The organism is Brachybacterium sp. GCM10030267 (genome assembly GCF_042666875.1).
Lineage (GTDB): Bacteria > Actinomycetota > Actinomycetes > Actinomycetales > Dermabacteraceae > Brachybacterium.
Window position 1 is genome coordinate 334,536 of the sequence record NZ_JBHTCX010000002.1, and the last position, 26,529, is coordinate 361,064.

Consider the following 26,529-nt stretch of genomic DNA (forward strand, 5'->3'; position numbering starts at 1 on the left):
TCCGGCCCGTCCCCGATCGAGGAGCAGCGGGATCAGGTCGCGAGATCGACGGGCAGGACGCGGCGCAAGATGTCGGAGAGGGTGACGACTCCGACGAACCGCTCGCCGTCGTCCATGACCGCGATCAGCTGCTCACGGCCATCGCGCGCCCGTGCGAGCGCGTCGTAGACCGGCGTGGACGCAGCCAGGGTGAAGGCCGGGCGGGCCAGATCCCGGGCGGGACGGTCGGCGGATTCCAGGAGCACGTCGCGCACGTGGACGACGTGCGGGGCGCCGCGCGGGTCCTCCACCAAGATGCGCATGTGATGCGAGCGGGCCGCGGCGGAGCGGACGTCGGCGACCGTGGCGTCCGCGGGAACGGTCGTCGGCCGTTCGCGACCCTCGACGAGGTCGGCGAGCCGGAGTTCGGCCAGTTCCAGGGCGCCGGACAGCTGGGGATGGAACACGGGGTCGAGGGTGCCGCTCGAGGAGGAGTGCTCGACGAGCTGGCGGATGGTGGCTGCGTCCTGGCCGCCGACGGCGGCCCGCTCCGCCGGCGTGACCCCGCTCGCGGCGACCAGCCTGTTGGCCACGGCGTTGACGAAGACCAGCAGCGGCCGGACCACCGCCACGAACAGGCGCGAGGGCACGCCGATCAACTTCGCCGAGAGCTCCGGATGGGCGATCGCCCAGGACTTCGGTGCCATCTCGCCGACGACCAGGTGCAGGAAGGTCACCAGCAGCAGCGAGAAGGCGAAGGCGGAGACGTCGGCGAGGGAAGTGGGCACGCCCCACCCGGTGAGCACCGGCCCGACCCACGCGTCGACCGCCGGCTTGGTCACGGCGCCGAGGGCGAAGGTGCAGGCTGTGATGCCGAGCTGTGCACCGGCGAGCATCATGGTCAGCTCGTTGATGCCGCGGAGGGCGGCCCGTGCCGAGCGACTCGTCGGCGCCTCCGTCTCGAGGCGGTGCCGGCGGGCACCCAGGAGCGAGAACTCGATGATCACGAAGAACGCACTGAGCACGATCAGGGCCACGGTGACCGCCGTGACCACGAGGGGATTCGTCATCGCTGCTCCTCCTCGTCCGTCGTGGCCGATGACCGGTCACCGCGGCTGTCCGGTTCCCCGCCCTCGGAGCCTCCATCAGCACTCTCGGCTGCTTCGACGACTCCCTCGGATGTCTCGTCGGCCCGCTCTGTCGCGTCGTCGGTCTCGATCAGCCGCAGGTGCAGCTCGCTGGGGACGTGTCGGGTCACCTCCCGCACCACGATCTCCAGGGCCCGTCGCGGAGGTTCGTCGAGGATGAGTTCGCGGGGATCTGGCGGGAGCTCGACACGCACGATCTGCCCCGGTTCGGGAAGCTGTTCGTGCGTCGCGATCACCAGGCCCGCGAGCGTCTCGTAGTCACCTTCGGGCAGCTGCGCGCCGATGGCGCGTGCGACCTCGTCCACGTGGACGTCACCGTCCATCGTCCACGCCCTCTCCGACTCCGACTCCGACTCGATGGACGGAGGAGGCTCCTCGTCGTGCTCGTCGCCGATCTCCCCGATGAGTTCCTCGGCGAGATCCTCCAGGGTGAGGATGCCGGCGAATCCGCCGTACTCGTCGATGATGCATGCCAGCTGACGACCCGACTCCGTCATCGCGTCGAGGGCTTCGGGCAGAGGGGCCAGAGTGGGCAGCACGAGGGGATCACGCATCACGCCCGAGACCGGGGCATCCCCGAGGTCATCGCGCTCGAGCAGGTCCCCGAGCTGGACGACTCCGACGGGTTCCTCGTCCTCGGAGAGCACCGGGTACCGGGTGTGACCGCCGGCCATGCGCCCGTACAGCTCGGCGACCGTGGTCTCCGGAGTCACGGTGCCGGCGCGGGGGCGGGGGATCATGGCGTGCTCGACCGTGCGATCGGGGAACTCGAGGACCCGGTCGATGAGCATCGACAGCTCTTCGGGGAGATCTCCGCTCTCACGGGAGTCGGCGACGATCCGGTCGAGGTCAGCCGCGGTGGCGGTCGTGTCCACGTCGTGGACCGGCTCTATGCGCAGCAGGCGCAGCAAGGCGTTCGCCGCGTGATCGAAGACCGTGATCAACCATCCGAAGGCGGCGAGATAGATGCGAGTCGAGCGCGCCAGGGCACGGGCCAGGGGCTCCGGCGCGGCGATGGCCAGGTTCTTCGGATAGAGCTCACCGAAGACCATCTGCACGACGGTGGCCACGGCCAGGGCGCTGACTGTGCCCACCGAGATGCTCACCGCCGAGGGGACGCCGACGCCGCCCAGCATCATGCCGAGCGAGCGGCCAACCAGCGGTTCGGCGACGTACCCGACCATCAGGCCGGTCACGGTGATCCCGAGCTGGGCTCCCGAGAGCATGAACGAGGTACGGCGCGTCACCGCGAGAGCTGCTGCGGCCGCCTTGTCGCCTTCCTCCGCGCGCGCTCGCAACCGCGCCCGATCCACAGACATGTAGGCGAATTCCTGGGCGACGAAGTAGCCGTTGGCCGCGATGATCGCCGCCATCGCGAGGATCCCCAGCAGGAGCAGGACGAGGGCCTCGATCATCGCCTCGGCCCCCAGGGGCCGAGGCCGGCGGGGTCGCCGGCCCTCAGGAGGTCATCGGATGTGGTCGAGGTGCAACAGTCGCCCGGGTCATCAGGAGACCCGGGGCGGCTCGAAGGTCGGCCCATGGCGGTGATTCTCACGCTCCTGGTGTGTGGTGACAGGAGCGTACAAGATCGGCGGCCGGCGTCATACAGCAATGGTCCAGAGTCCTCGGCGACGTCGCGGCGCGGCCGACCGGCGTCGGCTGGGCAGATCGAGGGCACTGCCGACGAAGGGGCCGTATCTTTGACGATCTCGGTGTCCTGTCTCCGACGGTGACACACTGAGCACCGTCATGCCGCCATCCCCGGCGGACCGCGACCCGACGTCTCCCAGGACCACCACCATGCCTTCGCAGTCTCCTTTCCTCGCGCCCGGCGCGCCCGCACACCGCTCGGAGGTGACCTTCGCATGAGGACTGTCCCGACTCCCGACCATTCCGCCGAGGATCAGATGCAGGGATTCGCGGCCGACGATGCGACCGGTGACCGCGGCCCCGCGGAGAACGGCGGCACCGCGGAGAACGTGGAACCGGCGGCGAACGTGGAATCAGCGGAGAACAACTCCGGTGAGCCGGCGCGGCGCACGCCGTCGCTGCCGTGGTCGGAGGAGGAACAGGCCGACGTCTGGTCCGGGAGCGCCTCGGACGGGGTCGGCCAGGATGACGCCGTGGAACACGGCGATGCGGAGGATGGCGACGTGCAGGTCGGCGACTCGCAGGTCGGCGACGCGCAGGATGGCGCGCAGGCGGCCCACGAGCGCGTGGCTTCACCCGGCGTTCATCCGGTCGCGGCGCCCATCGCCCGTCGCGGCGTGCGCGTGCGTCGGCCCCCGCGGGCGAGCCACAACCCGCAGCCCTTCCGCCACCTCGTGTCGGGCGCGGGCGTCTCGGCGCCCGCGGACGACGGACCTGTGACGGGCGGAGACCTGACCCACGGGGCCGGCGAGCGTGCCGAGGAGGTCCCTGCCGGAGCCGACGAGACGGGCTTCGCCTCGGCCTCGCCGGGGGAGGACGCCTGGGTCCAGGGTCCGGTCGAGGGCATCGATGAACCGCAGTCAGAAGTCCTCGGAGCCGCGGAGGACGTCGACGATCCGACCGAGCACGACCCGGCCGAGCCGATCGAGGATGATCTGGCCGAGGATGCGCCGATCGAGCACGACCCGGCCGAGCCCGAGCCGATCGAGGATGATCTGGCCGAGGATGCGCCGATCGAGCACGACCCGGCCGAGCCCGAGCCGATCGAGGATGAGCTGGCCGAGGACGCGCCGATCGAGCACGACCCGGCCGAGGCCTTCGACATAGATCCCGGCACCGGCAGGCGGTGGACCGTCGTCGACGAGAGCGCCGGATCGGAACCGTCCGCGGGCGCCGCAGACCAGGGGAGCACGCCGACCTCCGCCCCACCCCGGGCACGCCCCGCGGGCGGCGACGCCCGCGGCAAGGCGTATCCCGTGCCCGGCACGCTGGGGTCGCCCGGCGATGAGCCGGCCACGACACCGACTGCGGAGCCCACTGCCAAGGCGAGCGAGAAGAAGGGTCCGAGCCCGCTGCAGCGCACGCTCGACCTGCTCAGCCCGCACCTGCGGGCGCATCGCCCCGGCTACATCACGGGCTCGATCGCCCTCCTGCTCAGCGTGTGGCTGCTGGTCGCCCTGCCGTTCCCGCTGAAGTACGCGGTCGATGCCGCGATCGCCACGACCGGCGCGGAGATCCCCGCCATCCGCGTCGGGGGCGATCCCGCCGGCGCCCTGGCGACCAGTGTCATCGTCCTCGCGGCGCTGCTGACCCTGCAGGTCCTCACCCGCTTCGTCGGCATCGCGGCCCTGGGCCGCGTCGGCACCCGGATGGCCACTGACCTGCGCAGCCGTCTGCTCAGTCACCTCCACCGGCTCACGCCCGAGGCCGGCACCTCCGGGGAGAGGAAGTCCGGCGCCGCACCGGCCGCAACCGCCTCATCCAGCGGCTCGGAGGCCGACGGAGAATCCGCCGTCGCGCTCATCGAGGACGTCGCCCGTCTGCGCGACCTGTTCTCCCAGTCCGGGCCTCGTGTCGCCGCCGGCGTGCTGACCCTCGCGTCCCTCCTGATCGTCACGGTGATCATCGAGCCGCTCGCCGCACTCGTGCTCCTGGTCACCGGTTTGCTCTACGCGGTGCCCGCCGTGTTCGTTCTGCGCCGGGCCGGCGCCGCCGATCGCCGGGCCGCCACCGAGGAGCGCATGCTCGCCGACACGGCCGAGGAACTGGTCTCGGCCACCGGCACCATCCAGTCCTACGGGCTGGAGACCCGCTCCGAGCGTGGCCTGACCGAAGCCGGCAACCGCGCCGGTCGCGCCGTGACCGCGGCCCGTCGCTCCCAGTCGCTGCTGCAGCTGCTCGCCCAGATCGTCGCCGGGGTCGGCGTGCTGGGCACGCTGCTCCTGGCGGGGGCCCGGGTCGCCGCAGGCTCCATGTCTCCCGGAGATCTCGTCCTCGTCCTCGCCTACGTGGCGATCACGATCCTGGTGCTGCGCGAGCTGCTCCCGCACACCGGTGTTCTCCGCGACGCGACCAGCGCGGGCGAGAACCTCTCCGCACTCCTGGAGCGCCGCGCCGGCATCGCCGAGCCCCAGCGCACCCAGCCCGTCGGCCGTGTCCGGGGCGAGATCGTGTTCTCCGCGCTCGATGCGAAGGACGGGGAGGGCGGCCACCTCTTCGACACGGTCTCGCTGGTGGTGCCCGCCGGCCAGCACGTAGCCCTGCTCGACGAGGCCGGCCACGAGTCCTCGGCCCTGATCTCCTACCTCCAGCGCTTCGACCAGCCGGACACCGGGCGAGTCCTGCTGGACCGCTTCGACACCCGCACCGTCGCGCTCGCCGACCTGCGCCGGCAGATCGCCGTCGTCCAGCGCGAACCGGTGCTGTTCACCGACACCGTGCGCGAGAACATCCGCATCGGCCGGCCCGACGCCACCGACGCCGACGTGCTCGAGGCCGCGCGGAAGGCCGGCGTCGACGAGTTCGTCGCGCAGCTGCCCGACGGACTGGACACCGTGCTGTTCCGGCGCGGGGACGTCCTCACCGACGGTCAGCGCCGACGGGTCGCGATCGCCCGGGCGCTGGTGCGCGACGCCCCGGTGGTCGTGCTCGATGCCGCCGACGCGGACCTCTCCGGCCCCGAGCGCAGGCCCGTGCTGCGGGCCCTGGCCACACTCATCGAGGGCCGCACCGCGATCGTCCGCAGCCGCGACCCCGAGACCATCGCGGAGATGGACCGGGTGCTGTGGCTGGAGGCCGGAGACATCCGCGAGGACGGGGAGCCGTCGGCCCTGGCCGCCGATCCCGGCACCCGCCTGGCGACCTGGCTCAGCCGTCAGGACGACTCCGTGCGGTGAAGCGAGGGTGGGGTATCGCCGGGTATCGCCGGGCCGGCTCCTGCGGCGCCCGGGGTCGGTCTCTGTCGAGCCCGGCGCGGTGAGCGGCGACGAACCGTCGCAGGGCTCTCGACTGCGCTCAACCGGGACGCAACCTCCCGGTCACCTCGGCGCGCAACACTGAGCGGACTGTCCGAGCCCTGGCGGGTTCGTCGGCCGAACCGGTGACCTCCGGGGCAGCGCGAGAAAGCTGGTCCACGATGAAGATCTCCGTCATCGGTGTGGGGTACCTCGGGGCCGTCCACGCCGCCAGCATGGCCGAGCTCGGCCACGACGTGATCGGCCTGGACGTCGACGCCCGCCGCATCGACCTGCTCTCGGCCGGCGAGGCCCCGTTCCACGAACCGGGTTTCACCGAGATCCTCCGCCGCGGCCTCGATGCCGGGCGGCTGCGCTTCACCACCGACTACGCCGAACTGGCCGATGCGGAGGTCCACTTCCTGAGCCTGGGCACACCGCAGCGGGCCGACGGATTCGGCGCGGACCTCACCGCGCTGCACGCCGCCGCCGGCTCCCTCGCCGAGGTGCTCCCGGCCCGGGCCGGCCGGCCGACGCTGGTGGTCGGCAAATCCACCGTGCCGGCCGGCACCGCCCGCGGTCTCGCCGACCGTCTCGAACGGCTCGAGGGCGTACGGGTGATGTGGAACCCGGAGTTCCTCCGCGAGGGCTTCGCCGTCAAGGACACCCTGGATCCCGACCGACTCGTCTACGGCGTGCGTGACCCGGACGGTGCTGACACCGAGATCGCCATGCTCGACGAGGTCTACGCCGGCATCCTCGAGCGCGACGTGGAGCGCCTGGTCATGGGCTTCGAGACCGCCGAGCTGGTCAAGGTCTCCGCCAACGCGTTCCTGGCCACGAAGATCTCCTTCATCAACGCGATCGCCGAATTGTGCGAGGCCACCGGCGCCGACGTCACCGACATCTCCCGCGCCCTGGGCATGGACGACCGCATCGGCAGCAAGTTCCTGCGCGCCGGCGTCGGCTTCGGCGGCGGCTGCCTGCCCAAGGACATCCGCGCCTTCATCGCCAGCGCCGAGGACCTCGGAGCCGGCCAGGCGCTCGGCTTCCTGCGCGAGGTCGACGCCGTCAACCAGCGCCGGCGGGTGCGCGTGGTCGAGCTGGCCCGCGAAATGCTCGGCCCGGTGCGCGGCCGCCGCATCACCGTTCTCGGCGCCGCCTTCAAGCCCGACAGCGACGACGTGCGCGACTCCCCGGCGCTCGAGGTGGCCTCCCGCCTCACGTCCGCTGGTGCTCACGTCACCGTCACCGACCCCGAGGCGCTGGCCAACGCCGCGCGCCGCTTCGAGGGCATGACCACCGTGGCCGACACCACCGAGGCTCTCCGAGGTGCGGAACTGGTGCTGCTGCTGACCGAGTGGCGCGAGTACCGGGAGCTCGACCCCGTCGCCACCGCGCAGCTGGTCGCGGCCCCGCGGATCGTCGATGGCCGGGGCGTGCTGAGCCCGCGTGACTGGCGCGAGGCGGGCTGGGAGTTCCGTGCCCTGGGCCGCCCCGACGCCCCGGCCGCGGACACGGCCTCCGCCCCGGAGCTCGCCCTGTCCTGACGCGCGGGCCCCGCCACCGCGCCGCCCGCTCCCTCCCGCGTCCAAGATTGGCCAGTGCCGTCGCACAATCACCCGAAAATGCGACGTCACTGGCCAAAGTTCGGCGCCCGACCGCGGGCACGGGTGCTGCCGGGCGCGGGGCCGTGGTGCTCACCCCTCGGGGAGGGCGCCCGGCTGCTCGTGCTGGAGCCGCAGGGCCCGGCGCCGGGCGAGGACCGCGCCGGCCAGACCCATGGCCACGCCGAAGAGCAGCCAGCCGCCCAGCCACGTGAGGTCCCCGGTGGGATCGACCCAGCCGCCGCCGATGGCGCCGCGGAACGCGTCCACGGCGTGGGTCATCGGCAGGTAGGGGTGGATGACCTGGAAGAACTCCGGCAGGGTGCCGGTGGGATAGGTGCCGCCCGCCCCGGAGATCTGCAGCGCCACCAGCACCAGGGCCACGAACTTCCCGACCGGCCCGAACATCGCCCCGAAGCCGTGGTTCAACGCCACGAACACCAGGGAGGTCAGCGCCGAGAGGCCGAACATCAGCGGCAGATCGTGCATCTGGATGCCCACGCCCCAGCGCAGCGCCCCGACGGCGATCGCGGACTGGATCAGCCCCAGCAGGAACGCCGGGACCAGACCACCGGCCAGCAGCCGCAGCGGCCCCACCCCGCGTGAGGCGGCGACGCCGGAGAACGGCGGCATCATCAGGAAGATCGCCATCCCGCCGACCCACAGGCTGATCGCCAGGAACAGCGGAGCCAGGCCCTCGCCGAAACGGGAGAGCTCATGGGCGCGATCGAAGCGCATCTGGACCGGGTCCGAGGCGGTTCGGGCGAGGTCCTCGGACTCGTCCTCGCTGTAGGAGGGCACCTCGTCCTCGGAATCCTCGAGTCCGTCTCGCAGCTCGGCGGATCCGTCGGCGAGCTGCCCGGCCCCGTCGTCGAGCTGGGTGGCGCCGTCGGCCAGTTCGTCGGCGCCGTCGTCGACCTGGCGGGCACCGTCTGCGAGCTGATCGGCACCGTCCTCGAGGTCGCCCGCCCCGTCGGCGAGCTGTTCGGCACCGTTGCGCGCGTCCGTGGCTCCGTCGGCCAGCTGATCCGCGCCGGTGACGAGATCCCCGGAGCCGTCGGCGAGCTGTTCGGCGCCGGTGCGGGCGGTGCCGACGCCGTCGGTGTACTGCTCCACACCGTCGGCCAGCTCATCGGCGCCGCTGGAGGCCGTCCCGGTCGCCTCGGCCAGCTGCTCGGCCCCGGAGGATACGTCCTGGGCGCCGTTGTTCAGCCGCTGTACGTCATCGGCGCCCTGCTGGAGGGTGTCGTAGGCCGCGGGGAGCGCTTCGGCTGCGGTGCGCGCCTGCTCGGAGAGGTCATCGGCGAGGTCACCGGCATCCTGTCCCTGCTCCGGATCGCTCACGGCGTCGGCGGCCTCGGTGGCGTCGGTGCGCAGGGTCGAGAGGTCGGTGCTGAGGGTGCTGGTGCTCTCGGCCAGGGGGCCGGTGTCCTCGGTGAGGGCCGAAGTGTCCTCGGCGAGGGTCGTGGTGGTGGCTGAGAGCTCGTCGAGGTAGGTGGTGATCCGGTCGGAGGCGCCGGTCATGCCCTCGGCCGTCTCGGCCACGCCGGTGGACTGCTCAGCGGCCGTGCCGGCGGCGTCGTCCGCGGCGGTCGCGTCCTCGCTGGCCCGGCCGGCGTCCTGACGGGTCTGCTCGGAGGTGTCGGAGACGGCCGAGAGCTCCTCGCAGAACGAGGCGTCGGCGCCGGATTCCTCGCAGCGCTGGGCGAGGTCGTCCACGGACTGCGTGTACTCCTGGACGCTGTCCGAGGAGGTGGCGGCGCTGTCGGCCGCGGCAGATGTGGCCGTCTGGGTGTCGGTGACCGCAGTGTCGAGCTCGGAGACGTCGCCGGCGATGCTCGAGGCGCCGTCCTGCAGCGTGCGGGCGTCGTCAGCGCGGTCCTCCGTGTCCGTGGCGAGCCCCTGCGCGGTCTCATCGAGGCTTCCCGCGGCGTCATCTACGTTGCTCGCGCTCTCGGAGATCGTGCCGGCGTCGGTGGCGGGCCGGTCGAGATCCTCGGCGATGCCGCTGACGGTGCCGGCGGCCGTCTCCAGGTCATCGACGGCCGTGACCAGGTCATCGCTGGTGCGCTGCACGCTCTCGGGTGTCACGCCGAGCTCCTCGGCGCGCTGCTGGGCGGCGGTGATCGTGTCGCTGAGCTCCTGCGTGCCGCCGGCGACCTGCCCGGCCCCATCGGAGAGGTCCGAGGCGCCGCTGGCGAGCTGGTCGGTGCCCTCGGCGAGGTCCTCGGCCCCGGTGCGCAGGGGAGCGCCCTGCTGATCGAGCGTGGTCAGGCCGCTGTTGAGGTCCTCGGCGCCCTCATGCAGCGTGGCGGTTCCGTCGCGCAGCTGAACCGCGCCGGCCGAGAGCTGATCCAGCCCCACCACCAGGTCGAGGCTGCCCTCGTGCAGGCTGGAGGCGCCGGTGGCCAGTTCGTCGGTCCCGCCGACCAGCTCGCCGGTGCCGTCGGTGAGCTCCGTGCTGCCGGAGACCAGGTCGCCGGTGCCGTCATGGAGCTCGGAGGAGCCGTCGGCGAGCTCGCCGGCCCCGTCGGCCGCATCGACGATCCCGCCGTGGATGGTGGTGAAGCCGACGTAGATGTTGTCGAGGTAGTCCTCCAGCACGCTGGCGCGCAGCGAGTCGGTCAGGGCCGTGCCGACGGACTTCGAGAAGTTCCCGCCGACGTAGTTGATGGTGTCGTTGGTGGTCACCGTCAGCAGTGCCGGCGCCGCCTGCTCCGCGTCCCCGCCGAGCGAGGCGACGTTCGCGGAGAAGTCCTTCGGGATCTCGACGGTGGCGCCGTAGGTGCCGTCCTCCAGGCCGCGCTGCGCCTCGGCGGCGGAGACCTCCACGAAATCGAAGACGTTCTCCTCATCCATGTCCACCAGGGTGTCGGTGAACTCGCGGCCGACGTCGACCTGCGTCTCCTCGCCGCTGGGAGTGGTCGCGGTGGCCCCTTCGTCCTCGTCGACCACGGCGGCGGTGATCTGGTCGAGGTTGTTGCTGGGGTCGTGGAAGGACCACGTCATGTTCCCGGAGTAGATCACCGGGACCAGGGCGAGGCCGACGACGAACAGCGCCGCGATCGGCTTCTTCCACTCAGCCGGCAGCAGTGCGGCCGCGCCGCCGCCCGCGGCGGAGAGGCTGCGACCGACGGAGCCTGCGGCGGAGCGGACGGCGGCGCGGAGGGCATGGGCCACCGAGGAGAGGGCGGCCAGGAGAGCGCGGAGGATTCCCATCACGAACAGCACGATACATTCGTGTATCGAGCGTGTTACCGATCAGTAGCAAAGTGTGGTGAGAGGAACGACGCCTGCCTCCGGGCAGCGGCCGGATCAGCGTGCCACCGAGCCGGCGGCCCGGCCGATCAGCCCGTGATCCGGGTGTAGCGGTAGGGCTTGTACTTCGCGCTGTTCGACGACGGCGAGTACGGGTAGCCGATCGTGCGCCGCGCCGTGCCTCCCGTGCTGTATGCCTGCTCGAGGATGACCCAGCGGGTCTTCGCGGTGTTCGCCCACTTCTCGAAGATTCCCACGTGGCCATAGCTCTTGCCGTTCTCGGCGGGCGTGATCAGCAGGATGTCCCCGGCCTTCAGCTCGGACTTCGTGATGGCGCGGGTGACGCCGTAGCCGGAGCTGGGGTGCAGCGACCAGGTGGTGTACCCGGTGGGATTGTCCGAGTGGTACGTGCCCCACGCCATAGAGACGAAGGCGGAGCAGTCCTTGCGCCACATCTTCCCCGACTCCGGGCCCGCGCTCGTGGAGGACATCGAGTAGGAGCGCTTGTTGTTCACCCAGAACATCGCGCGATCGATGACCTTCGAGCGGCTGATCGACGCGTTCCAGGATCCCACGGTGATGCCGCTGGTGTCCTCGCCACCGCCGCCGTTCCCACCGCCGCCGGAGACCACGCGCGTGATCCCCATGGCGGACATCGTCAGGCCGCCGGCGCGGCCGTCGACCACCAGCCCGCCCCAGCGGCGCTGGAAGTCCTTGACCTCCGAGACGGTCACGTTTCCGTAGTCGCCGTCCTGCACGGCGCCGACGTACGCCTGGACCTGCATCACGACCTCGACGAGCTCGCCCTGGGTGATACTGCCCGCCCATCCGTCGACCACCAGGCCACGGTCGGACTGGAACTCGCGGATGGAGGCCTTGGTCATGGGGCCGACGACGCCGTCGCGCAGACCGTCGTAGTAGTAGAGGCCCCACAGCGCCTTCTGCACCCCGAGATCGGAGAGCGCGGACGCGGGAGCGGTGATCAGCAGGCCGCTGGCCATCGCGACCCCGGCGACACCGGCGGTGCGGAACACCTGTCGGCGGGAGACCAGGGAGCGGAAGCGGGCGGTGGCCGAGTGATCCGTCATCGAGTGATCCGTCATGAGGAGACTTTCGCGGCGTGGCGGCGGGGACGGCCCGGAAGATGTCGCCGGACTCCCTCGACGCTATGCATCCCCGGCAGCGCCCCGAGGCGGTGCCACATCGCGTTCATGAACCTGTCGAGGCCCGTTCAGGGACGGCTCGGCCCGGTCACGCCGGCGGGACCTCTGGGCCGGCCCGGGCTGCCCGGGGCGGGCGGCGCCCGACGGGAGATTCGGCATCAGGCCGGCAACTGCACGACCCAGGGCTCGCGGGGGAGGAACGCGGGGTCCCACCGCTCGAGCACGTCGGCGGCAGTGCGGCACCCGCTCAGGCCGAGGGACTCGCCGATCCGGCCGACGACGTCCGCGGCGCTCTCACCGCGTTCCAGCCGGTCGCGCAGCGTGACCGCACCGTCGCGCTTGGCCAGCCGCGCCCCGTCGGCGTTGACCGCCAGCGGGACGTGCGCGTACTCCGGCTCCGCACGCCCCAGCAGGTGAGCGAGATACGCCTGGCGGGGCGCCGAGCTGAGCAGGTCGTCCGCCCTCGCCACCTGATCCACCCCTGCGGCCGCGTCATCGACGACGACGGCGAGGTTGTAGGCCACCACCCCGTCGCCGCGGCGCAGCACCAGGTCATCCACAGCCCCGGTGACCTCACCCGCCCACAGGTCGCGCACCGTCCACTCGGCAACACCGGCACGCAGGCGCAGAGCAGGCTCGCGGCGCAGCTCCCGCATCCGGGCCCGGCCCGCCTCGCGCTGGGCAGGGGTGAGGTCGCGGCAGGTGCCGGGGTAGGCGCCGGGCGGGGCGTGCGGGGCGCTCGGTGCCTCGAGGATCTCCCGCCGGGTGCAGTAACACTCGAACACCTGGTCACGAGTGAGGAGCTGTGAGATCGCCTCGTCGTAGGCCGCACCGCGCTCTGACTGGCGGACCACCTCACCGTCCCAGTCCAGGCCGAGAGCCTCGAGGTCCTCCAGCTGACGCTGTTCGGAGCCCTCCCGCACCCGGTCGAGGTCCTCGATGCGCAGGTGGAAGGCCCGGCCGCTGCGGCGGGCCAGTACCCAGGCGAGGATCGCGGTGCGCAGATTGCCCAGGTGCAGGTCGCCGCTGGGGGAGGGGGCGTAGCGGCCGGCAGCGCGCGGGCTCGGGGGAGCGGGCATGGGCGTCAGTCTAGGAACCGTCGGGCTCGGCTGCGCCGACCTCCTCGGCGAGCAGTGTCTCGAGCCGCTGCAGGGTTCGGATCTGGGCGCCGTGGTAGAGCTCCACCAGGGCGTGCGCGAGGATCAGCCCGGCCGCCTCGGCCCCGTGGGGAGAGCGCTCCAGGGCGTCGGTCAGCTCCGGGTGCTTCGTGCGCGTCCGCCGGGCCGCGGGAACCATGCGGCGGGCGAGATCCTCGATCTCCGCGTCCGTGGCCTCGGCGGGAAGACGATCGAACTCGAGATCGGTCGGCTCGGGTTCGAGGACGGCCTGCCGGAAGGACTCCAGCGTCGGACCGTCGAACACGGTGGTGTACACGGCGAGCAATCCACGCTGTGACTCCGAGAGACTCGATGCCACCGCGGCGAACCCGGCCGGGGTCTCGGCGGGAGCCTGATGGGACATCAGCTCTGCAAGGTCCTTGCGTGCCCCCTGCAGACGACGGATCCTCGCCTCGAGCTCGGCGTCCAGGCTGCGGATCTCCTCGAATGATGCGGCGGCGCCCGGAGCCGAGGCGGCGATCCGCGTCAGCGGGATCCCCAGCGCACTGAGCCGACGGATCCGCACCAGCTGCACCAGATGCTGGATGCCGTACTGCTTGTAGCCGTTCGAGGCCCGCTCGGGCTCCGGCAGCACGCCGATCCGGTGATAGTGCCTCACGGTGTTCAGCGTGGTGCCTGCGATCCGCGCCAGCTGACTGGTGCTCCAGACCATGCGGACACTCCTTTCCGGTGCACCCATCATGGCGCAAGCAGACCGAAGACCACGGGCAGCAGGTACACGAGCGACAACGCCTCATAGACGGCTCCGGCCACGAGCAGTGCCAGGGCGGCGAGGGCCAGCCAGGCCATGCGCCGCAGCCCGCCGAGGTAGCCCCGCCGGTGGCTCTGCTGGCCGACCGTCGCGGGGCGCAGCCATGCCCGGCCCAGGACATAGGCACCGAGCATCATCAGCACGTACGCCTGGAACTCGATGACCATGGTCGGCACATGCGGGATCAGGGAGATCCGCGTGGCCGTGTCCACCGGAGCGAGGGTCATCCCCGTGGTCACGGCGAAGTAGGCGAAGACGGCGATCCCGGAGAAGGGGATCACCAGCGATGGGACCACGATGGTCGCCACGATGATGCGGCCGATGTTGACGGCGAGGATGGTCAGGGCGAACAGCCACGGCGAGGACAGCAGCGAGGTCACGAGGTCCGCGTCCCCACTCGCCTGCAACCCGGTGCGCTGCGACGCGGTGACCTCAGGAAACAGCATCCCGATGGCCATCCCGAGCACCAGCAGGCCGTACGCCATGACGTTGAGCAGACGATAGGCACGGCGATGCTCTCGCATGAGCGAGAGCGATTCATGGATCAGACGCACGGCGGGTGCTCCTCGGTGACCGGTGGGGGACCGACGGGGTCGCCGGTCACCACGAGGGCACACCATGTTCTCGGTACATGGTCAAGCGCGGGCGTCAAGAGGAGCCTTCGCGCACCGGCTCGTCAGGCACCCGGCCGGACGAGGAGGACGTCGCCCGGGCGATCGCCGGGGACGGGGCGGTCCGGCGCAGCGGCGCGGAAGCCCAGGCGCGCGGCCAGGGCACGGGAGGCGGCGTTGCCTGCCGCCGTCACGGCCACCACCGCGCATTCACGAGCCCCGACCACGGGGTCATCGATCACGGCGGCCATCGCCTCGGTGGCCACACCGCGACCGACCGCCCCGGGATCCAGCCGCCAGTAGGCACTGAGCAGTGCGGAGTCACCGGAGGCGGAAGCTGCTTCGGTTGCGCGGTCGCGCCCGCCGTCGGCGTCGGCCTCGAGCGTGGCGAGCCCGACCACGCCGAGCAGGCCGGCAGGCAAACCGGTCCTCCCACGCGCTCGCACCGCGAAGTACCCGAATCCGTGCCGTTGCCAGTGCTCGATCCAGCGGGAGAGCACCCAGCGCATCTGGGCGCGCGCGGTCAGCGGCTCGGTCAGGTCGTCGACGAACGCGCGGGCATCGGCGTGGAGGGAGAACAGTTCCTCGAGATCGCCCTCGCTGACCGGTGACAGCCGCAATCGAGGCGTGGAGATCTCGGCTCCGTGCGCAGCAGATCCAGCGGACTCACGCCCATCGGACGTACGCGGAGCAGGCGCAGACCCAGCGGGGACAGACGCATCGGGGACAGACGCAGCGGGACCAGGCCCAGCGGGGGCAGACGCAGCGACGGCGCGACGATCACCGTCGGAGGACGGGATCGCCGCGCCGTGCACTGAACGTTCCGCTGCCCGCGTCGGGGAGCGACGCGTCAGGGGTGAGGACTCAGGAGTCGCCGCGGTGGGTGCCGCGCTTCTCGTCGTCCTGCGCCGCATCGCTCTCGGCCGGGTCCGAGTCGACCTTGACCTCCTTGGGCTCCACGTCGGAGGGACGATCCTCGCCCTTCAGGGCCTGGGCCACGTCACCGGCGTCGGCCGAGCCGACGGTGTCGGAGACGGTGGAGGAATCGGACTCGCTGGAGGCGGAGGCCGGGTAGTGGGCGCGAGCGAAGTCCGCCGGCGGGGCCCAGGGGTCCTCGACCGGACGGGTCTTCTGCCACACCACGTAGCCCGCGGCGGCACCGGCGGCAGCCAGGCCGAGGACGAGCAGCACCTTGCCGGCGCGGCCCTTCTTCTTCGCCGCCGGGGTGGGCGCCAGAGCGGCGGCCTTGATCTCGCCCTGCCCCTTGTCGATCTCCTTGCGAGCGGCCTCGACCGCGGCGCGCAGGACGGAGTTGGTCGTCTCGGCGGTCTTGCGGGCGCGGGGGAGGTAGTCCTCCTGCACGTCACGCTTGAACTTGTCGGCACGGGGGCCGAGGTTCTGCGAGAGCTCCGAGAACTTCTCGCTCTGCTGACGGAAGCGCTCTTCGACGCCGGGACCGTACTGGTCCACCAGCCCGCTCGCCCGGAGGCGAGCCTCGCGCGCGCCCTCGGACACCACCGGACCGACGTTGGCCGCGAGCTTCTGCAGCTCCTGGACGGCCTTGTCAGCGCTCCCGGCCGTCGCCCCGGCGGCAGCCGCCGTCTTCGCGGCCTGCTTCTTGGCCTTCTTGGTTTCCCGCTTGGTGGTCAGCGCCATGAGCTTCCCCTTTCGGTCGAATCCGCCGGGTCGGGCCGACGGTGGTCCCTGGGCCGCGGCACCCCTGAGGGGATGACTCGACCCGTGTGGCACAACTCTAACGCGAGCGAGTATGAACGCACCCAGACGACCGGTCAGGATCGAACCGGCCGACCGGTCGGCGCTGGCCCCGTCCGACGCTCTGCCGTCCCTCTGCTGTGCGATGGGGACGCAGGATTCCTGCAGCAGCGTCTGTGCGAGGATGACGCCATGTTCGCAACTCTGCACACCAACCACGGGGACATCCGTCTCGAGCTGTTCCCGGACCACGCACCCAAGACCGTCGACAACTTCGTCGGCCTCGCCGAGGGCACCCGCGAGTTCACCGACCCCGAGAGCGGCGAGAAGGTCACCCGTCCGTTCTACGACGGCGTCGTCTTCCACCGCATCATCTCCGGCTTCATGATCCAGGGCGGGGACCCGATCGGCACCGGCACCGGCGGTCCCGGCTACACCTTCGACGACGAGATCTCCGAGAAGAACTTCAACGAGCCCTACGTGCTGGCCATGGCCAACGCCGGCAAGCGCATGAACGCCATCACCGGCCAGCCCGCCGGCACCAACGGCTCGCAGTTCTTCATCACCCTCGGCCCCACCCCGCACCTGCAGGGCAAGCACACCGTCTTCGGCCAGGTGGCCGACGAGGACTCCAAGAAGGTCGTCGACGAGATCGGTGCCGCCAAGACCGATATGCGCGACCGTCCCCTCGAGGACATCGTCATCAACTCGGTGACCATCGAGAAGTGAGCCCCACGGCCTCGAACTTGACCTGGGCGCAGCCCCGAGGCCACCTCGGCCCGATCCCGGCCCGGTAACCGCGGGCCGGATCGTCGCCCGATGCAGCGGCACCTCCCGGAGCAGATCTCGCACGAGACGCTCCGTGAGGTGCCGCTGTCGTATGCAGCCGGGTCCGTCGGACCCCGCCACTAGTCTCGCGTCATGACGCAGCGACACCTCGCCGGTGCCCGGATCCTCGCGCAGGGCCTCGCCGGCCCGCGCCGCTTCGACAGCCCGACGGAGGCGGCCCATGCCTTCGGCGCCCATCAGGGACAGGACCTGCCCGGCGTGATGGCGTCGCTGGCGCTGCGCACCGGCGGCGAGCTCGAGCCGGTGCTCGCCGCCTTCGACCGCGCAGAGATCGTGCGCGGCTACCCGATGCGCGGAACCGTCTTCGCCGTCGCCGCGGACACCCTCGCCTGGCTCACCCAGCTGTGTGCGGCCGGCCCGCTGCGCGCCTCGATCGGTCGCCGAGCCCAGCTGGGCCTGGACGAGAAGCATTTCCGGCGGGCCGCGGACGCGCTCGTCGAACTCGTCGCCCCGGCCTCGCAGCGCGGCGTGGGACAGGGCGTGCTGCGCACGGACGTCATGGCCGCCTGGGAGGCGGCCGGCGTGGCGACCGACGGTGGCCGCGGCTATCACCTGCTCACCTACTTCCTGGCCTCCGGGCTGGTCGCTCTCGGCCCGTGGCGCGAGCAGGAGACCGCCGTGGTGCTGGCCTCCGCGTGGCTGCCACCGCGCTCGGACCTCGAGGCGGCTTTCGGGGGCGATGAGACCGCGGCGATCGCCGAGCTCGCCCGGCGGTACTTCACCAGTCACGGCCCGGCAGGGGAGCGGGACCTGGCCTGGTGGTCGAAGCTCCCGCTGGGAAGGATCCGGTCAGCGCTGCCCCAGATCACGGACCGGCTGGAGACGGGCTGGGCCGACGGGGACGGGCGGCTGCACACCACTGCGGCCGACGCCCGCTCCGGCGGCGGCGAACAGCTGTGGTGGCGACCGGGACTGGCCGAGGACTATGCGGTGCGGGAGAAGGAGACCATGCGGGAGATGCTGCTGCCGGGGTTCGACGAACTCGTCCTGGGCTACCGGGACCGCCTGTACCTGATGGACGAGAAGCGCCACCAAGCGCTCGTGCCCGGCAACAACGGCGTCTTCAAGCGTGCCGCGATCCGCCGTGGAGAGATGCGCGGGACCTGGACCCGGAAGGGCCCTGCCGGCCGACGGAAGCTCGACCTCACCGAGCTGCACCCGATCAGCGCCTCCCAGCGAGCCCGGTACGAGAAACTCTTCGCCGCCTTCCCCTACACCTCGCCCTGAGCCGAACCTCTTGGCAGCGCGCGGCTCCGGCCCAGGTCCCCGTGGTGGAATGGACGCCATGGAACGCCCCAGCTACGGCTACAGCGCCGAGGACAACCCTGACCCGCAGGGCCAGCCGGTCTGCCCCCGCCACCCCGACCGGGTGAGCTACGTGCGCTGCAAGCGCTGCGACCGTCCGGCCTGCCCGGACTGCCAGCGACCGACATCAGTGGGGGTGCTCTGCGTCGACTGCGAACGGGAGATCTCCCGGCAGCAGGCATCGGCCCGGCCGCGCAACGCGATGGGCGGGACCATCGGGGCTCGTCGGCCCTACGTCACCTACACCGTCATGGCCCTGTGCATCCTGGCCTACGTCGGCCAGACCGTCGCGGGTGATCTCGTCTACCAGCTGGGCGTCTTCGCCCCGTTCCGTGCCCTGGTCATGCCGTGGACCTTCCTCACCGGCGGCTTCCTGCACGGCGGCATCATGCACCTGGTGCTGAACATGTGGGCCCTGTGGGTGGTGGGCCAGTACCTCGAGCAGACCATGGGCCACGTGCGGTTCGCGGCGGTCTACTTCGTCTCGGTCCTCGCCGGCCACACGGCCGTCTACCTGCTCACCGACCCGCTCAGCCAGGCCTGGTACGGCGGCACGCTCGGGGCCAGCGGCGGCGTGTTCGGGCTGTTCGCCGCGATGTTCGTCGTCAACCGGCGGATGGGAGGGCAGACCGCCCAGATCGCGGTGCTGATCGTGCTGAACCTCGTCATCACCTTCACCGTTCCCAACATCTCCTGGCAGGGTCACCTGGGCGGGCTCATCATGGGCGGCCTGGTCACCGCCGGGATGTTCGCCCTGCGTCCCAAGGCGACGCCGGGGGTGGACCGGCAGGCGCTCGCCCGGCGCTCGGCGATGGTCCACGTGGGGATCGTGGCGTGCGGGGTGCTGCTGTGCGTGGCGCTGGTCGCCGCCAAGACTGTCATGCTCCCCGCCTGACGCCTGACGCCTGACGCCTGACGCCTGACGCCTGACGCCTGAGCCTGACGCCTGACGCCTGACGCCTGACGCCTGACGCCTGACGCCTGACGCCGGCGCACTCGGGCTCGGCGCCGGACCCCGGGATCGCCCGGCACAGAGACCCCCGCGGGCGAATCACATGGCTGTGACTATCCCCAGCTGTGGACGGGGATGTGGAGAAATGGCCAACGGCGGGGGACCGAGCGAGCATCACTGTGGAAAACTCGCCGTCCGTGGTGGACGCGCGGTGTGGACGGCCGGAACGACGATCCTCCGTGCCTCCCGCAGCGCGCTGTGCCTGAACTGCTCTGGCCAGCGTCTTCGTCGCGCACGGGTCCGGTGCAACCGCATCCGGCCGTCGGGCCCCTGCTCGACTGATGATGCGCATGACCTGCGCGTTCGGTTCTCGGTCCTGCAGACGGCCACGAGCCGGCGGCTGGTGTGGACAACGCTCGTCCGCCATTCGCCTGGGGACACGCTGTACATGGGCTCGATGTGGCTCGTACCTGGTGAACTACACGTCTGTCATTCATCCACCGTTGTGGACAGTGATGTGGACAGCCGGGCTCAGCGGTCCGTGCACGAGCCGTCGGCCGCGGCAGCACGGAGTGCCATCGGGAGTTTTCCACGTGCTCTGCCCGTCAGGAAGAGCCGGTGTGGGGGCTCAGGCAGGAAGGCCTTCGCAGTGACCGGGCCACGCCGGTCGCGGACGGTCAGTGCAGTGCGCCGCCGCTGACTCGTACATCCGACGGGGAGCCCAGTGCGACCTCCGTGAGACGCACCAGGCCGGCAGCGGCCACTCCGACGTCGACCACGTCGGTCGACGGCACGTGGACGAACCCGCCGCGGATCGCGCCGGCGGCCCCGGTCCCGGTGGCCACCAGGTGCTGCAACCGATAGAAGACGTCGTTGCACACGTAGGTGCCCGCCGTCTGCGACACCGCGGCCGGGATGGCTTCGGCGGACAGTGCTGCGACCATCGCCTTGATCGGGAGATCGGTGAAGTACGCGACCGGGCCGCCGGTGATCACCGGCTCGTCGATCGGTGCCGCACCGGCGTTGTCGGGGATGCGGGCATCGCGGATGTTGATCGCCACCCGCTCCGGCGTGATTGCGGTGCGCCCGGCGGCCACGCCTGTCGCGATCACCAGCCCTGGACGGTGTTCGCGCACAGCCGCCTCGAGCAGGTCCCCGGCGCGACCGAACTCGACGGGCAGCTCGACGTCCTGGACCGCGACCCCGCGGTCACGCAGCATGGGCGCCGCCCGCCGCACCGCCTCCCACGAAGGGTTCTCGAGCTCGCCGCCGAAGGGCGCGAAGCCGGTCAGGAGTACGTCGGTGGTCATCGTCGGAGCCTATCGCCGGCACCGGGACGGCCCGTTGCGCGAGCGGTCACGCGGACACCGATGAGGCGTGACGTAGATCACATGAGCCTTAGGGGCTCAACTTTGGAATACGGCGTGGGGCACAGGTGTTGTGCGGGGTGAGAGCGCCAGGGACGGCGCGCTCCGCAGGTTCTTCGATGTACGACCGAGACACTCCAGGAGGTTCATCATGGCTCGCACGTTCTCTCCGTTCCAGGAAGTCGATCGACTCTTCACCGATCTCACCCGTACCCCCGCCTCCGTCGGCATGCCGATGGATCTCTACCGTGACGGTGACAGCTTCACGGCGGAGATCGACCTGCCGGGCGTGGACCCCTCCAGCATCGACGTGGACGTCGATGACCGCACCCTCACCGTCCGCGCCGAGCGCTCGGGCTCGACCCCGCAGAGCGAGCGCACGTGGCTGACCCGTGAGCGTCCCAGCGGCACCTTCGCCCGACAGATGACGCTGGGCAGCCGGGTCGCTCTGGATCGCATCCAGGCCGACTACGCCGACGGCGTGCTGCGCCTGACGATCCCGATGGCCGAGGAGGCCAAGCCGCGCAAGATCGCGGTGGGCCACAGCGACCGTTCGCAGGAGATCACCTCGAGCGAGAGCGGCTCGGGCCAGGACTCGAACCAGGCCCAGACCCTCGAGGGGTCGACGTCGGACCAGAAGGCGGAGCCCGTCGGCGTGTGACCGGACCGGCCGGGACCCGGGTGCGTTCAGCAGGCTGACCCTGCCGGGTCGCCGGCAGGGTCAGCGCAGCGCCCCGCCCGAGGACCCGACCAGCAGCAGCCCAGGCTGGGGTCGGTCGCCGCAGCCAGTCAGCTGGCGCGACGACCGGCCCCGGCGTCCTCATGCCTGATCCCGGCGCGGTGCCCGCTGAGCTCGACGCCTTCTCCGCCGGGCCCGACCCCTCCCCGCCGGGCCCGCTCCTCTCCGCTGGGTCCGACGCCTCTCCGCCGGTCCCGACGCCCTCTCGGCACGGCTCGCGCGTCTGCCACGGCGGCCTCGCGAGCGTGGTCGTGGAACGGGCATCCGGACGGGCTGCGGGATGCGGCCGGTGTGCCTAAAGTGGGGCGATGGAGACGCGCCCCGGCCTCGACGTGCTGTACCCGCCCCTCGGCCTGAGCATCCGCGCGGGCGACCTCACTCTGCGTCCGCTCGCCGATGCCGATCTGCCGGAGTACGCGGAGCTGATCCGTCGGCCGATCTTCGAGGATCCCGAGGTGCCCTACGCGTTCCCCTGGTACCGCGCCGAACCGGATGTGCGCGTGCGCGAGGCGGTGAAGTTCCAGTGGCGGATGCGCTCGAACGTCTCGCCCGAGGCGTGGGCCCTGAACTTCGGGATCTGGGCCGACGGGCGCCTGATCGGCTGCCAGGACGTCTCCGCCCAGCGCTTCGCCGACCGACGCACGGTCGGGACGGGCTCCTGGCTGACCCTGGACGCCCACGGCAACGGCTACGGGAAGCTCATGCGCCAGGCGATGCTGGTCCTCGCCTTCGATCACCTCGGAGCGCAGCGGGCCGAGTCCTCGGCGGGCATGGGCAACGACGCGTCCTTCGGCGTCTCCCGGGCCTGCGGGTACGTCGACAACGGGACGCACGTGTCCACCGACGGGGATCCGATCGTTCTCGAGCAGCGCTTCCTGGTCACGCCGGAGACGTTCCGGCGCCCAGAGGTGCCGGTCGAGGTGGAGGGGTTCACCGGCGAGCTGCGAGCGATGCTGGGAGCCTGAGCCGGATACTCGTCCGGCCCCTGCTCCCCGGGCTCGGGCTGCCGCGCCAGTGGCTCCCGGGTCGCGGTCCAGCGGCTCCCGGGTCGCGGTCCACGGACGCCGCTGATCCCCGCTACATCGACTCCTGCCACGCCTGGTACAGCGCCGCGAACCGGCCGCCGGCACGCACCAGCTCCTGCGGGGAGCCGTCCTCGACCACCTCGCCGCCGTGGACCACGAGCACCCGGTCCGCGATCATCACCGTGGTCAGGCGGTGGGCGATGATCAGCGAGGTGCGCTGGCCCAGCAGGCGCGTCAGGCCTTCCTGGACCATGCGCTCGGAGGGGATGTCCAGCGAGCTGGTGGCCTCGTCGAGGATCAGCACCCGCGGATCGGCGAGGAAGGCGCGGGCGAAGGAGATCAGCTGCCGCTGACCGGCCGAGACGCGCCCGCCGCGTTTGTTCACGTCGGTGTCGTACCCGTAGGGGAGGGACTCGATGAAGGAGTCGGCGCCGATCGCCTTCGCGGCCCTCTCGATCTCCTCGCGGCTCGCGCCCGGCTTGCCGAGCGCGATGTTGTCCGCGACGGTCCCGGAGAACAGGTAGGCCTCCTGGGTGACCATGACGATGTTGCGCGTGAGGTCCTTCATCGAGATGTTCCGCAGGTCCACGCCGTCGAGCTTCACGCTGCCCTCGGTCGCGTCGTAGAAGCGCGAGATGAGCTTGGCGACGGTGGACTTGCCGGCACCGGTCTGGCCCACCAGCGCGACCGTCTGCCCGGCGGGGATGTGCAGGTCCATCGGCTTCAGCACAGTCGGGCCGTCCGCGGTGTAGCGGAAGGAGACGTCCTCGAAGTCGATCTGGCCGCTCGAGCTCGGCATCGGGATGGGGTCCTGGGGCTCCTTGACGGTGGGCTGGACGGCCAGCAGGTTAGCGATCTTCTCGAGCGCGGCCACCGCGGACTGGAAGGCGTTGTAGAAGTTCGCGATCTCGTCGACCGGCTGGAAGAAGCGGCGCGAGTAGAGCACGAGCGCCACCAGCACGCCCACCTGCAGATCGCCGTTCATGACGCGGAACCCGCCCACGACCAGCACGGCCGCGATGGTCACGTTGGCCAGGAAGCGCAGCGTCGGCTGGTAGATGCCGAAGACGTTGACCGAGCGCAGCGAGGCGTCGCGGTAGTCCTGGGCGAGGTCGTCGAACTCCTGCTGATTGCGCTCCTCCTTCCGGAAGGCCTTGACTGCGCGGATGCCGGCCATGGCCTCGACGAAGTGGACGATCAGGCGTGCGGAGTGCGAACGGATCGCCCGGTACTCGATCCGCGAGCGCCGCTGGAACCACTTCGTGAGCATCACGCAGGGGACCAGCATGAGCAGCATGACGATCCCCGTCTGCCAGTCCATGACCACGATCAGCACGATCGTGAACACCATGGACAGCGAGGCGCCCACCATCACGTTCACGCCCGAGTCCAGCAGCTCGCGCAGCGCCTCCATGTCGGAGGTCTGCCGGGAGACGATCCGGCCCGAGGTGTAGGACTCGTGGAACTCGAGGTCCTGGCGCTGGGTGAAGCGGAAGACGCGGCGGCGCAGGGACAGCAGCATCTTCTGGCCGACCACGACGGATTGCCGCACGTACCCGTAGGTGAGCACCCCGCCGACGATCGCGGCGCCGAGGTGCATCGCTGCGGCCTGGAACGCCGGGATGCTGTTGCCCTCCATCAGCGCCGGCAGCGCGTTGTCGATGCCCCAGGCGATGATCGCGGGCCCGGCCACCACGGCGAGCTGGGCGATGATGACCATCAGAGCCATCAGAGCGAACTGGCCCTTCACGGGGGCGATCAGCTCGCCCAGCAGCTTGAAGGACCTCTGCCTCGAGAGCTTGTTCTCCTCGGGGGAGAGGACTCGCTGTTCGTCGTCGTTCTGGTCCTGCAGGGTCGCGGTGCTCATCGCTCCTCCTCCCGGTCGCTCTGGTCCTGGTCGGAACGGCCGGCGGCGGGGATCCCCGCCGTGACGGTCACGGCATCGGCATCGGCATCGGCATCGGCATCGGCGTCGGCGTCGGCATCGGCGCCGGTGCGGACCTGGCCCTCGTCCTGCCCCGCGCGGAGGTCAGGTGGCGCCTCGCCGTCACCGTCGGACCCGTGCTCCACGTCGGCGGAGCCCTGGAGGCCTCGCAGGTCGAGCTCCCCGGTGAGGGTCTCGATGTCCTGGTCGCGGCGCACCTCCTCCTCCTGGTTGGCGATCACCCAGCGGTAGCGGGGAGAGCTCGCCATCAGTTCGGTGTGCGTGCCCACGGCGACCACCCGGCCACGATCGAGCAGGGCGACGCGGTCGGCGAGGGCCACGGTGGAGGTGCGGTGGGCGACGATCAGCGTGGTCGTGCCCTCGAGCACCTCGCGCAGGCGGCCGGTGACGTTCTCCTCGGTCTTGGTATCCAGTGCCGAGAGCGGATCGTCCAGCAGCAGCACGGCCGGGCGGGCCGCGATCGCACGGGCGAGAGCCAGACGCTGGCGCTGGCCGCCGGAGAGGCTCATGCCCTCCTCCCCGATACGGGTGTCGACCGCGTCGGGCAGGTCGAAGGCGAAGTCGGCGTCGGCCGTGGACAGGGCGAGCTCGAGCAGCTTCTCGGACTCCTCCTCGCTCAGCGACCGATCTGCACCCAGCAGGACGTTCTCCCGCACTGACCCGGAGAACAGGGTGGCGTCCTCGAAGGCGAAGGCGGTCAGGGTGCGCAGGTCCACGAGATCCATGTCCCGGGTCTCGACCCCGTCGATCGAGATGGTGCCGGCGGTGACGTCGTACAGCCGCGGGACGAGCTGCAGCAGCGTGGACTTGCCGCTGCCGGTCACCCCGACCAGCGCCATGGTCTCGCCCGGGTCGATCTGCAGGTCCACGCCGTCCAGCACGTCGGGGACATGGCCGGGGGCGTCCTCGTAGCGGAAGTGGACACCGCGCAGCTCCACGGCGCCGCGGGCCGCCGCGTGGTCGATGGGCGTGGGGTTCTCCGGTGAGGTGATGCTGTTGAACTGATCCATCACCTCGTAGTGGCGATCCAGGGCGGTGGTGGCGCTGACGGCCTGCCCGAAGAGCATGCCGAGCATGCGCACGGGGCCCACCACCAGGGTCGCGGTCGCGAAGTAGGAGGCCAGCTGACCGGTGGAGATCGAGCCGTTCGCGGTCAGGTACAGCCCCACCAGGAGAGAGACACCGAGCGCGAGCTCGGGGAGCATGAACATGAACATGTCGAAGCGCGCGATGGCCGTCGCCTTGCGCACCTCGGTCTGGCGCAGTTCCTCCGCCTGCTCGGTGAAGCCTTCGAGGGCCGACGGCCCGCGCCCGAACGCCTTGAGCACACGGATGCCCTGGACGGACTGCTCGATGGTGGTGGCCAGGTCGCCGTTCTGATCCTGGGACAGCCGCGAGAGGATCGAGAAGTTCCGGTGGAAGCGATAGGCGATGATCGAGACCGGCACGGCGGCGAGGAAGAAGATCAGCGCGAGGATCGCCGAGGAGCGCCACAGCAGCGCCATCCCCACGATCACCGTGACGGAGCTGGCCACGGCCATGATCATGCCGAAGGCGATCCACCGGCGGATGATGTTGATGTCGGTGAGCATGCGCGAGAGCAGCTGACCGGAGCCCCACCCGTCGTGGAAGGAGACCGGCAGGTTCTGGACCTTGCGGTAGAAGTCCACGCGGATCTGCTTCTCGACAGTGGTCGAGGGGGCGACGGCGAAGGTGCGACGCAGCCAGAGGAGGCCGGCTTCGAGCACACCGAGACCGAGCACGATGGCACCGCCGGTCAGGATGGTGGCGGCGACGGCGTCGTTCTCGAGGCGGTTGACGATGTGCTCCAGGACCTGGGGGATCATCAGCGCGACGATCGAGGCGGCGAGGGCGCTGAGCAGGCCGAGATAGAGGCGGAAACGAATCGGACGGACCGTCTGCCAGAGGCGGCTCATGGTGCCGAACATGGGGAAAGGAGTCCTCAGAGGGGGAGCGGGGGTCCCGGCGGTCGGGACCGGAGTATTAGCCTAGTCAACTATTGCCGCATCCGACAGTCGTTAAGCGCATTCCGTTC

19 protein-coding genes are annotated in these 26,529 nt (G+C 71.0%); 7 read left to right on the plus strand and 12 right to left on the minus strand.

Features of this window, described 5'->3' with window-relative positions; translation table 11 throughout:
* Nucleotides 1-32 precede the first annotated feature (32 nt).
* Together ACFQS2_RS01895 and ACFQS2_RS01900 are read right to left on the minus strand one after the other, a co-directional pair.
* Nucleotides 33-1,049, minus strand: coding sequence for a CNNM domain-containing protein (locus ACFQS2_RS01895; protein WP_377792530.1), 1,017 nt, complete (start codon nucleotides 1,047-1,049; stop codon nucleotides 33-35).
* Nucleotides 1,046-2,542: a hemolysin family protein gene (locus ACFQS2_RS01900; RefSeq protein WP_377792531.1), complete on the minus strand. Its 1,497-nt coding sequence runs from the start codon at nucleotides 2,540-2,542 to the stop codon at nucleotides 1,046-1,048. The genes ACFQS2_RS01895 and ACFQS2_RS01900 overlap by 4 nt, the downstream gene beginning before the upstream one ends.
* 450 nt (nucleotides 2,543-2,992) lie before the next feature.
* Between ACFQS2_RS01900 and ACFQS2_RS01905 the strand changes: the two genes are divergently transcribed.
* The gene (locus tag ACFQS2_RS01905) at nucleotides 2,993-5,953 is read left to right on the plus strand and encodes an ABC transporter transmembrane domain-containing protein (protein ID WP_377792532.1); all 2,961 of its coding nucleotides are present in this window, start codon (nucleotides 2,993-2,995) and stop codon (nucleotides 5,951-5,953) included.
* 239 nt (nucleotides 5,954-6,192) lie between these two features.
* Nucleotides 6,193-7,560, plus strand: coding sequence for a UDP-glucose dehydrogenase family protein (locus ACFQS2_RS01910; protein ID WP_377792533.1), 1,368 nt, complete (start codon nucleotides 6,193-6,195; stop codon nucleotides 7,558-7,560).
* A gap of 150 nt (nucleotides 7,561-7,710) precedes the next feature.
* Here ACFQS2_RS01910 and ACFQS2_RS01915 read toward each other — a convergent pair whose 3' ends face one another.
* The 7 genes from ACFQS2_RS01915 to ACFQS2_RS01945 all read right to left on the minus strand — a co-directional run bounded on the left by ACFQS2_RS01915 (nucleotide 7,711) and on the right by ACFQS2_RS01945 (nucleotide 16,234).
* Entirely contained in the window at nucleotides 7,711-10,836 is a 3,126-nt protein-coding gene (locus ACFQS2_RS01915) for a YhgE/Pip family protein (RefSeq protein ID WP_377792627.1), read from the minus strand.
* A 128-nt stretch (nucleotides 10,837-10,964) separates the two neighbouring features.
* A complete protein-coding gene (locus ACFQS2_RS01920; RefSeq protein WP_377792534.1) occupies nucleotides 10,965-11,963 on the minus strand; it encodes a peptidoglycan-binding protein in 999 nt (332 codons plus the stop codon).
* 233 nt (nucleotides 11,964-12,196) lie between these two features.
* A complete protein-coding gene (gene gluQRS / locus ACFQS2_RS01925) occupies nucleotides 12,197-13,117 on the minus strand; it encodes a tRNA glutamyl-Q(34) synthetase GluQRS (RefSeq protein WP_377792535.1) in 921 nt (306 codons plus the stop codon).
* 10 nt (nucleotides 13,118-13,127) lie between these two features.
* Nucleotides 13,128-13,868: a MerR family transcriptional regulator gene (locus tag ACFQS2_RS01930; protein ID WP_377792536.1), complete on the minus strand. Its 741-nt coding sequence runs from the start codon at nucleotides 13,866-13,868 to the stop codon at nucleotides 13,128-13,130.
* A gap of 26 nt (nucleotides 13,869-13,894) precedes the next feature.
* Nucleotides 13,895-14,521, minus strand: a complete 627-nt coding sequence (locus tag ACFQS2_RS01935; protein ID WP_377792537.1) for a hypothetical protein — start codon at nucleotides 14,519-14,521, stop codon at nucleotides 13,895-13,897.
* A 122-nt stretch (nucleotides 14,522-14,643) separates the two neighbouring features.
* Nucleotides 14,644-15,198, minus strand: a complete 555-nt coding sequence (locus ACFQS2_RS01940) for a GNAT family N-acetyltransferase (protein WP_377792538.1) — start codon at nucleotides 15,196-15,198, stop codon at nucleotides 14,644-14,646.
* Between the two features lie 244 nt (nucleotides 15,199-15,442).
* Nucleotides 15,443-16,234: a hypothetical protein gene (locus ACFQS2_RS01945; protein WP_377792539.1), complete on the minus strand. Its 792-nt coding sequence runs from the start codon at nucleotides 16,232-16,234 to the stop codon at nucleotides 15,443-15,445.
* Nucleotides 16,235-16,483: 249 nt separating this feature from the next.
* On the opposite strand from ACFQS2_RS01945, the gene ACFQS2_RS01950 reads away from it, so the two are divergent.
* From ACFQS2_RS01950 to ACFQS2_RS01960, 3 genes are all read left to right on the plus strand, one after another.
* Entirely contained in the window at nucleotides 16,484-17,020 is a 537-nt protein-coding gene (locus ACFQS2_RS01950; protein WP_377018694.1) for a peptidylprolyl isomerase, read from the plus strand.
* A gap of 192 nt (nucleotides 17,021-17,212) precedes the next feature.
* Nucleotides 17,213-18,367 (plus strand): DNA glycosylase AlkZ-like family protein, encoded by a 1,155-nt coding sequence (locus ACFQS2_RS01955; protein ID WP_377792540.1) that lies wholly within the window; start codon nucleotides 17,213-17,215, stop codon nucleotides 18,365-18,367.
* A gap of 58 nt (nucleotides 18,368-18,425) precedes the next feature.
* Entirely contained in the window at nucleotides 18,426-19,340 is a 915-nt protein-coding gene (locus ACFQS2_RS01960) for a rhomboid family intramembrane serine protease (RefSeq protein ID WP_377018697.1), read from the plus strand.
* 734 nt (nucleotides 19,341-20,074) lie between these two features.
* Here ACFQS2_RS01960 and pcp read toward each other — a convergent pair.
* Nucleotides 20,075-20,707: a pyroglutamyl-peptidase I gene (gene pcp / locus ACFQS2_RS01965; protein WP_377792541.1), complete on the minus strand. Its 633-nt coding sequence runs from the start codon at nucleotides 20,705-20,707 to the stop codon at nucleotides 20,075-20,077.
* Between the two features lie 208 nt (nucleotides 20,708-20,915).
* On the opposite strand from pcp, the gene ACFQS2_RS01970 reads away from it, so the two are divergent.
* Entirely contained in the window at nucleotides 20,916-21,425 is a 510-nt protein-coding gene (locus ACFQS2_RS01970; RefSeq protein WP_377018699.1) for an Hsp20/alpha crystallin family protein, read from the plus strand.
* Nucleotides 21,426-21,811: 386 nt separating this feature from the next.
* On the plus strand, nucleotides 21,812-22,468 hold the full coding sequence (locus ACFQS2_RS01975) for a GNAT family N-acetyltransferase (protein WP_377792542.1): 657 nt from the start codon (nucleotides 21,812-21,814) through the stop codon (nucleotides 22,466-22,468).
* 112 nt (nucleotides 22,469-22,580) lie between these two features.
* Here ACFQS2_RS01975 and ACFQS2_RS01980 read toward each other — a convergent pair whose 3' ends face one another.
* Both ACFQS2_RS01980 and ACFQS2_RS01985 read right to left on the minus strand, forming a co-directional pair.
* Entirely contained in the window at nucleotides 22,581-24,395 is a 1,815-nt protein-coding gene (locus tag ACFQS2_RS01980) for an ABC transporter ATP-binding protein (protein ID WP_377792543.1), read from the minus strand.
* The gene (locus ACFQS2_RS01985; RefSeq protein WP_377792544.1) at nucleotides 24,392-26,422 is read right to left on the minus strand and encodes an ABC transporter ATP-binding protein; all 2,031 of its coding nucleotides are present in this window, start codon (nucleotides 26,420-26,422) and stop codon (nucleotides 24,392-24,394) included. Before ACFQS2_RS01985 ends, ACFQS2_RS01980 begins: the two co-directional genes overlap by 4 nt.
* Between the last annotated feature and the right edge of the window lie 107 nt (nucleotides 26,423-26,529).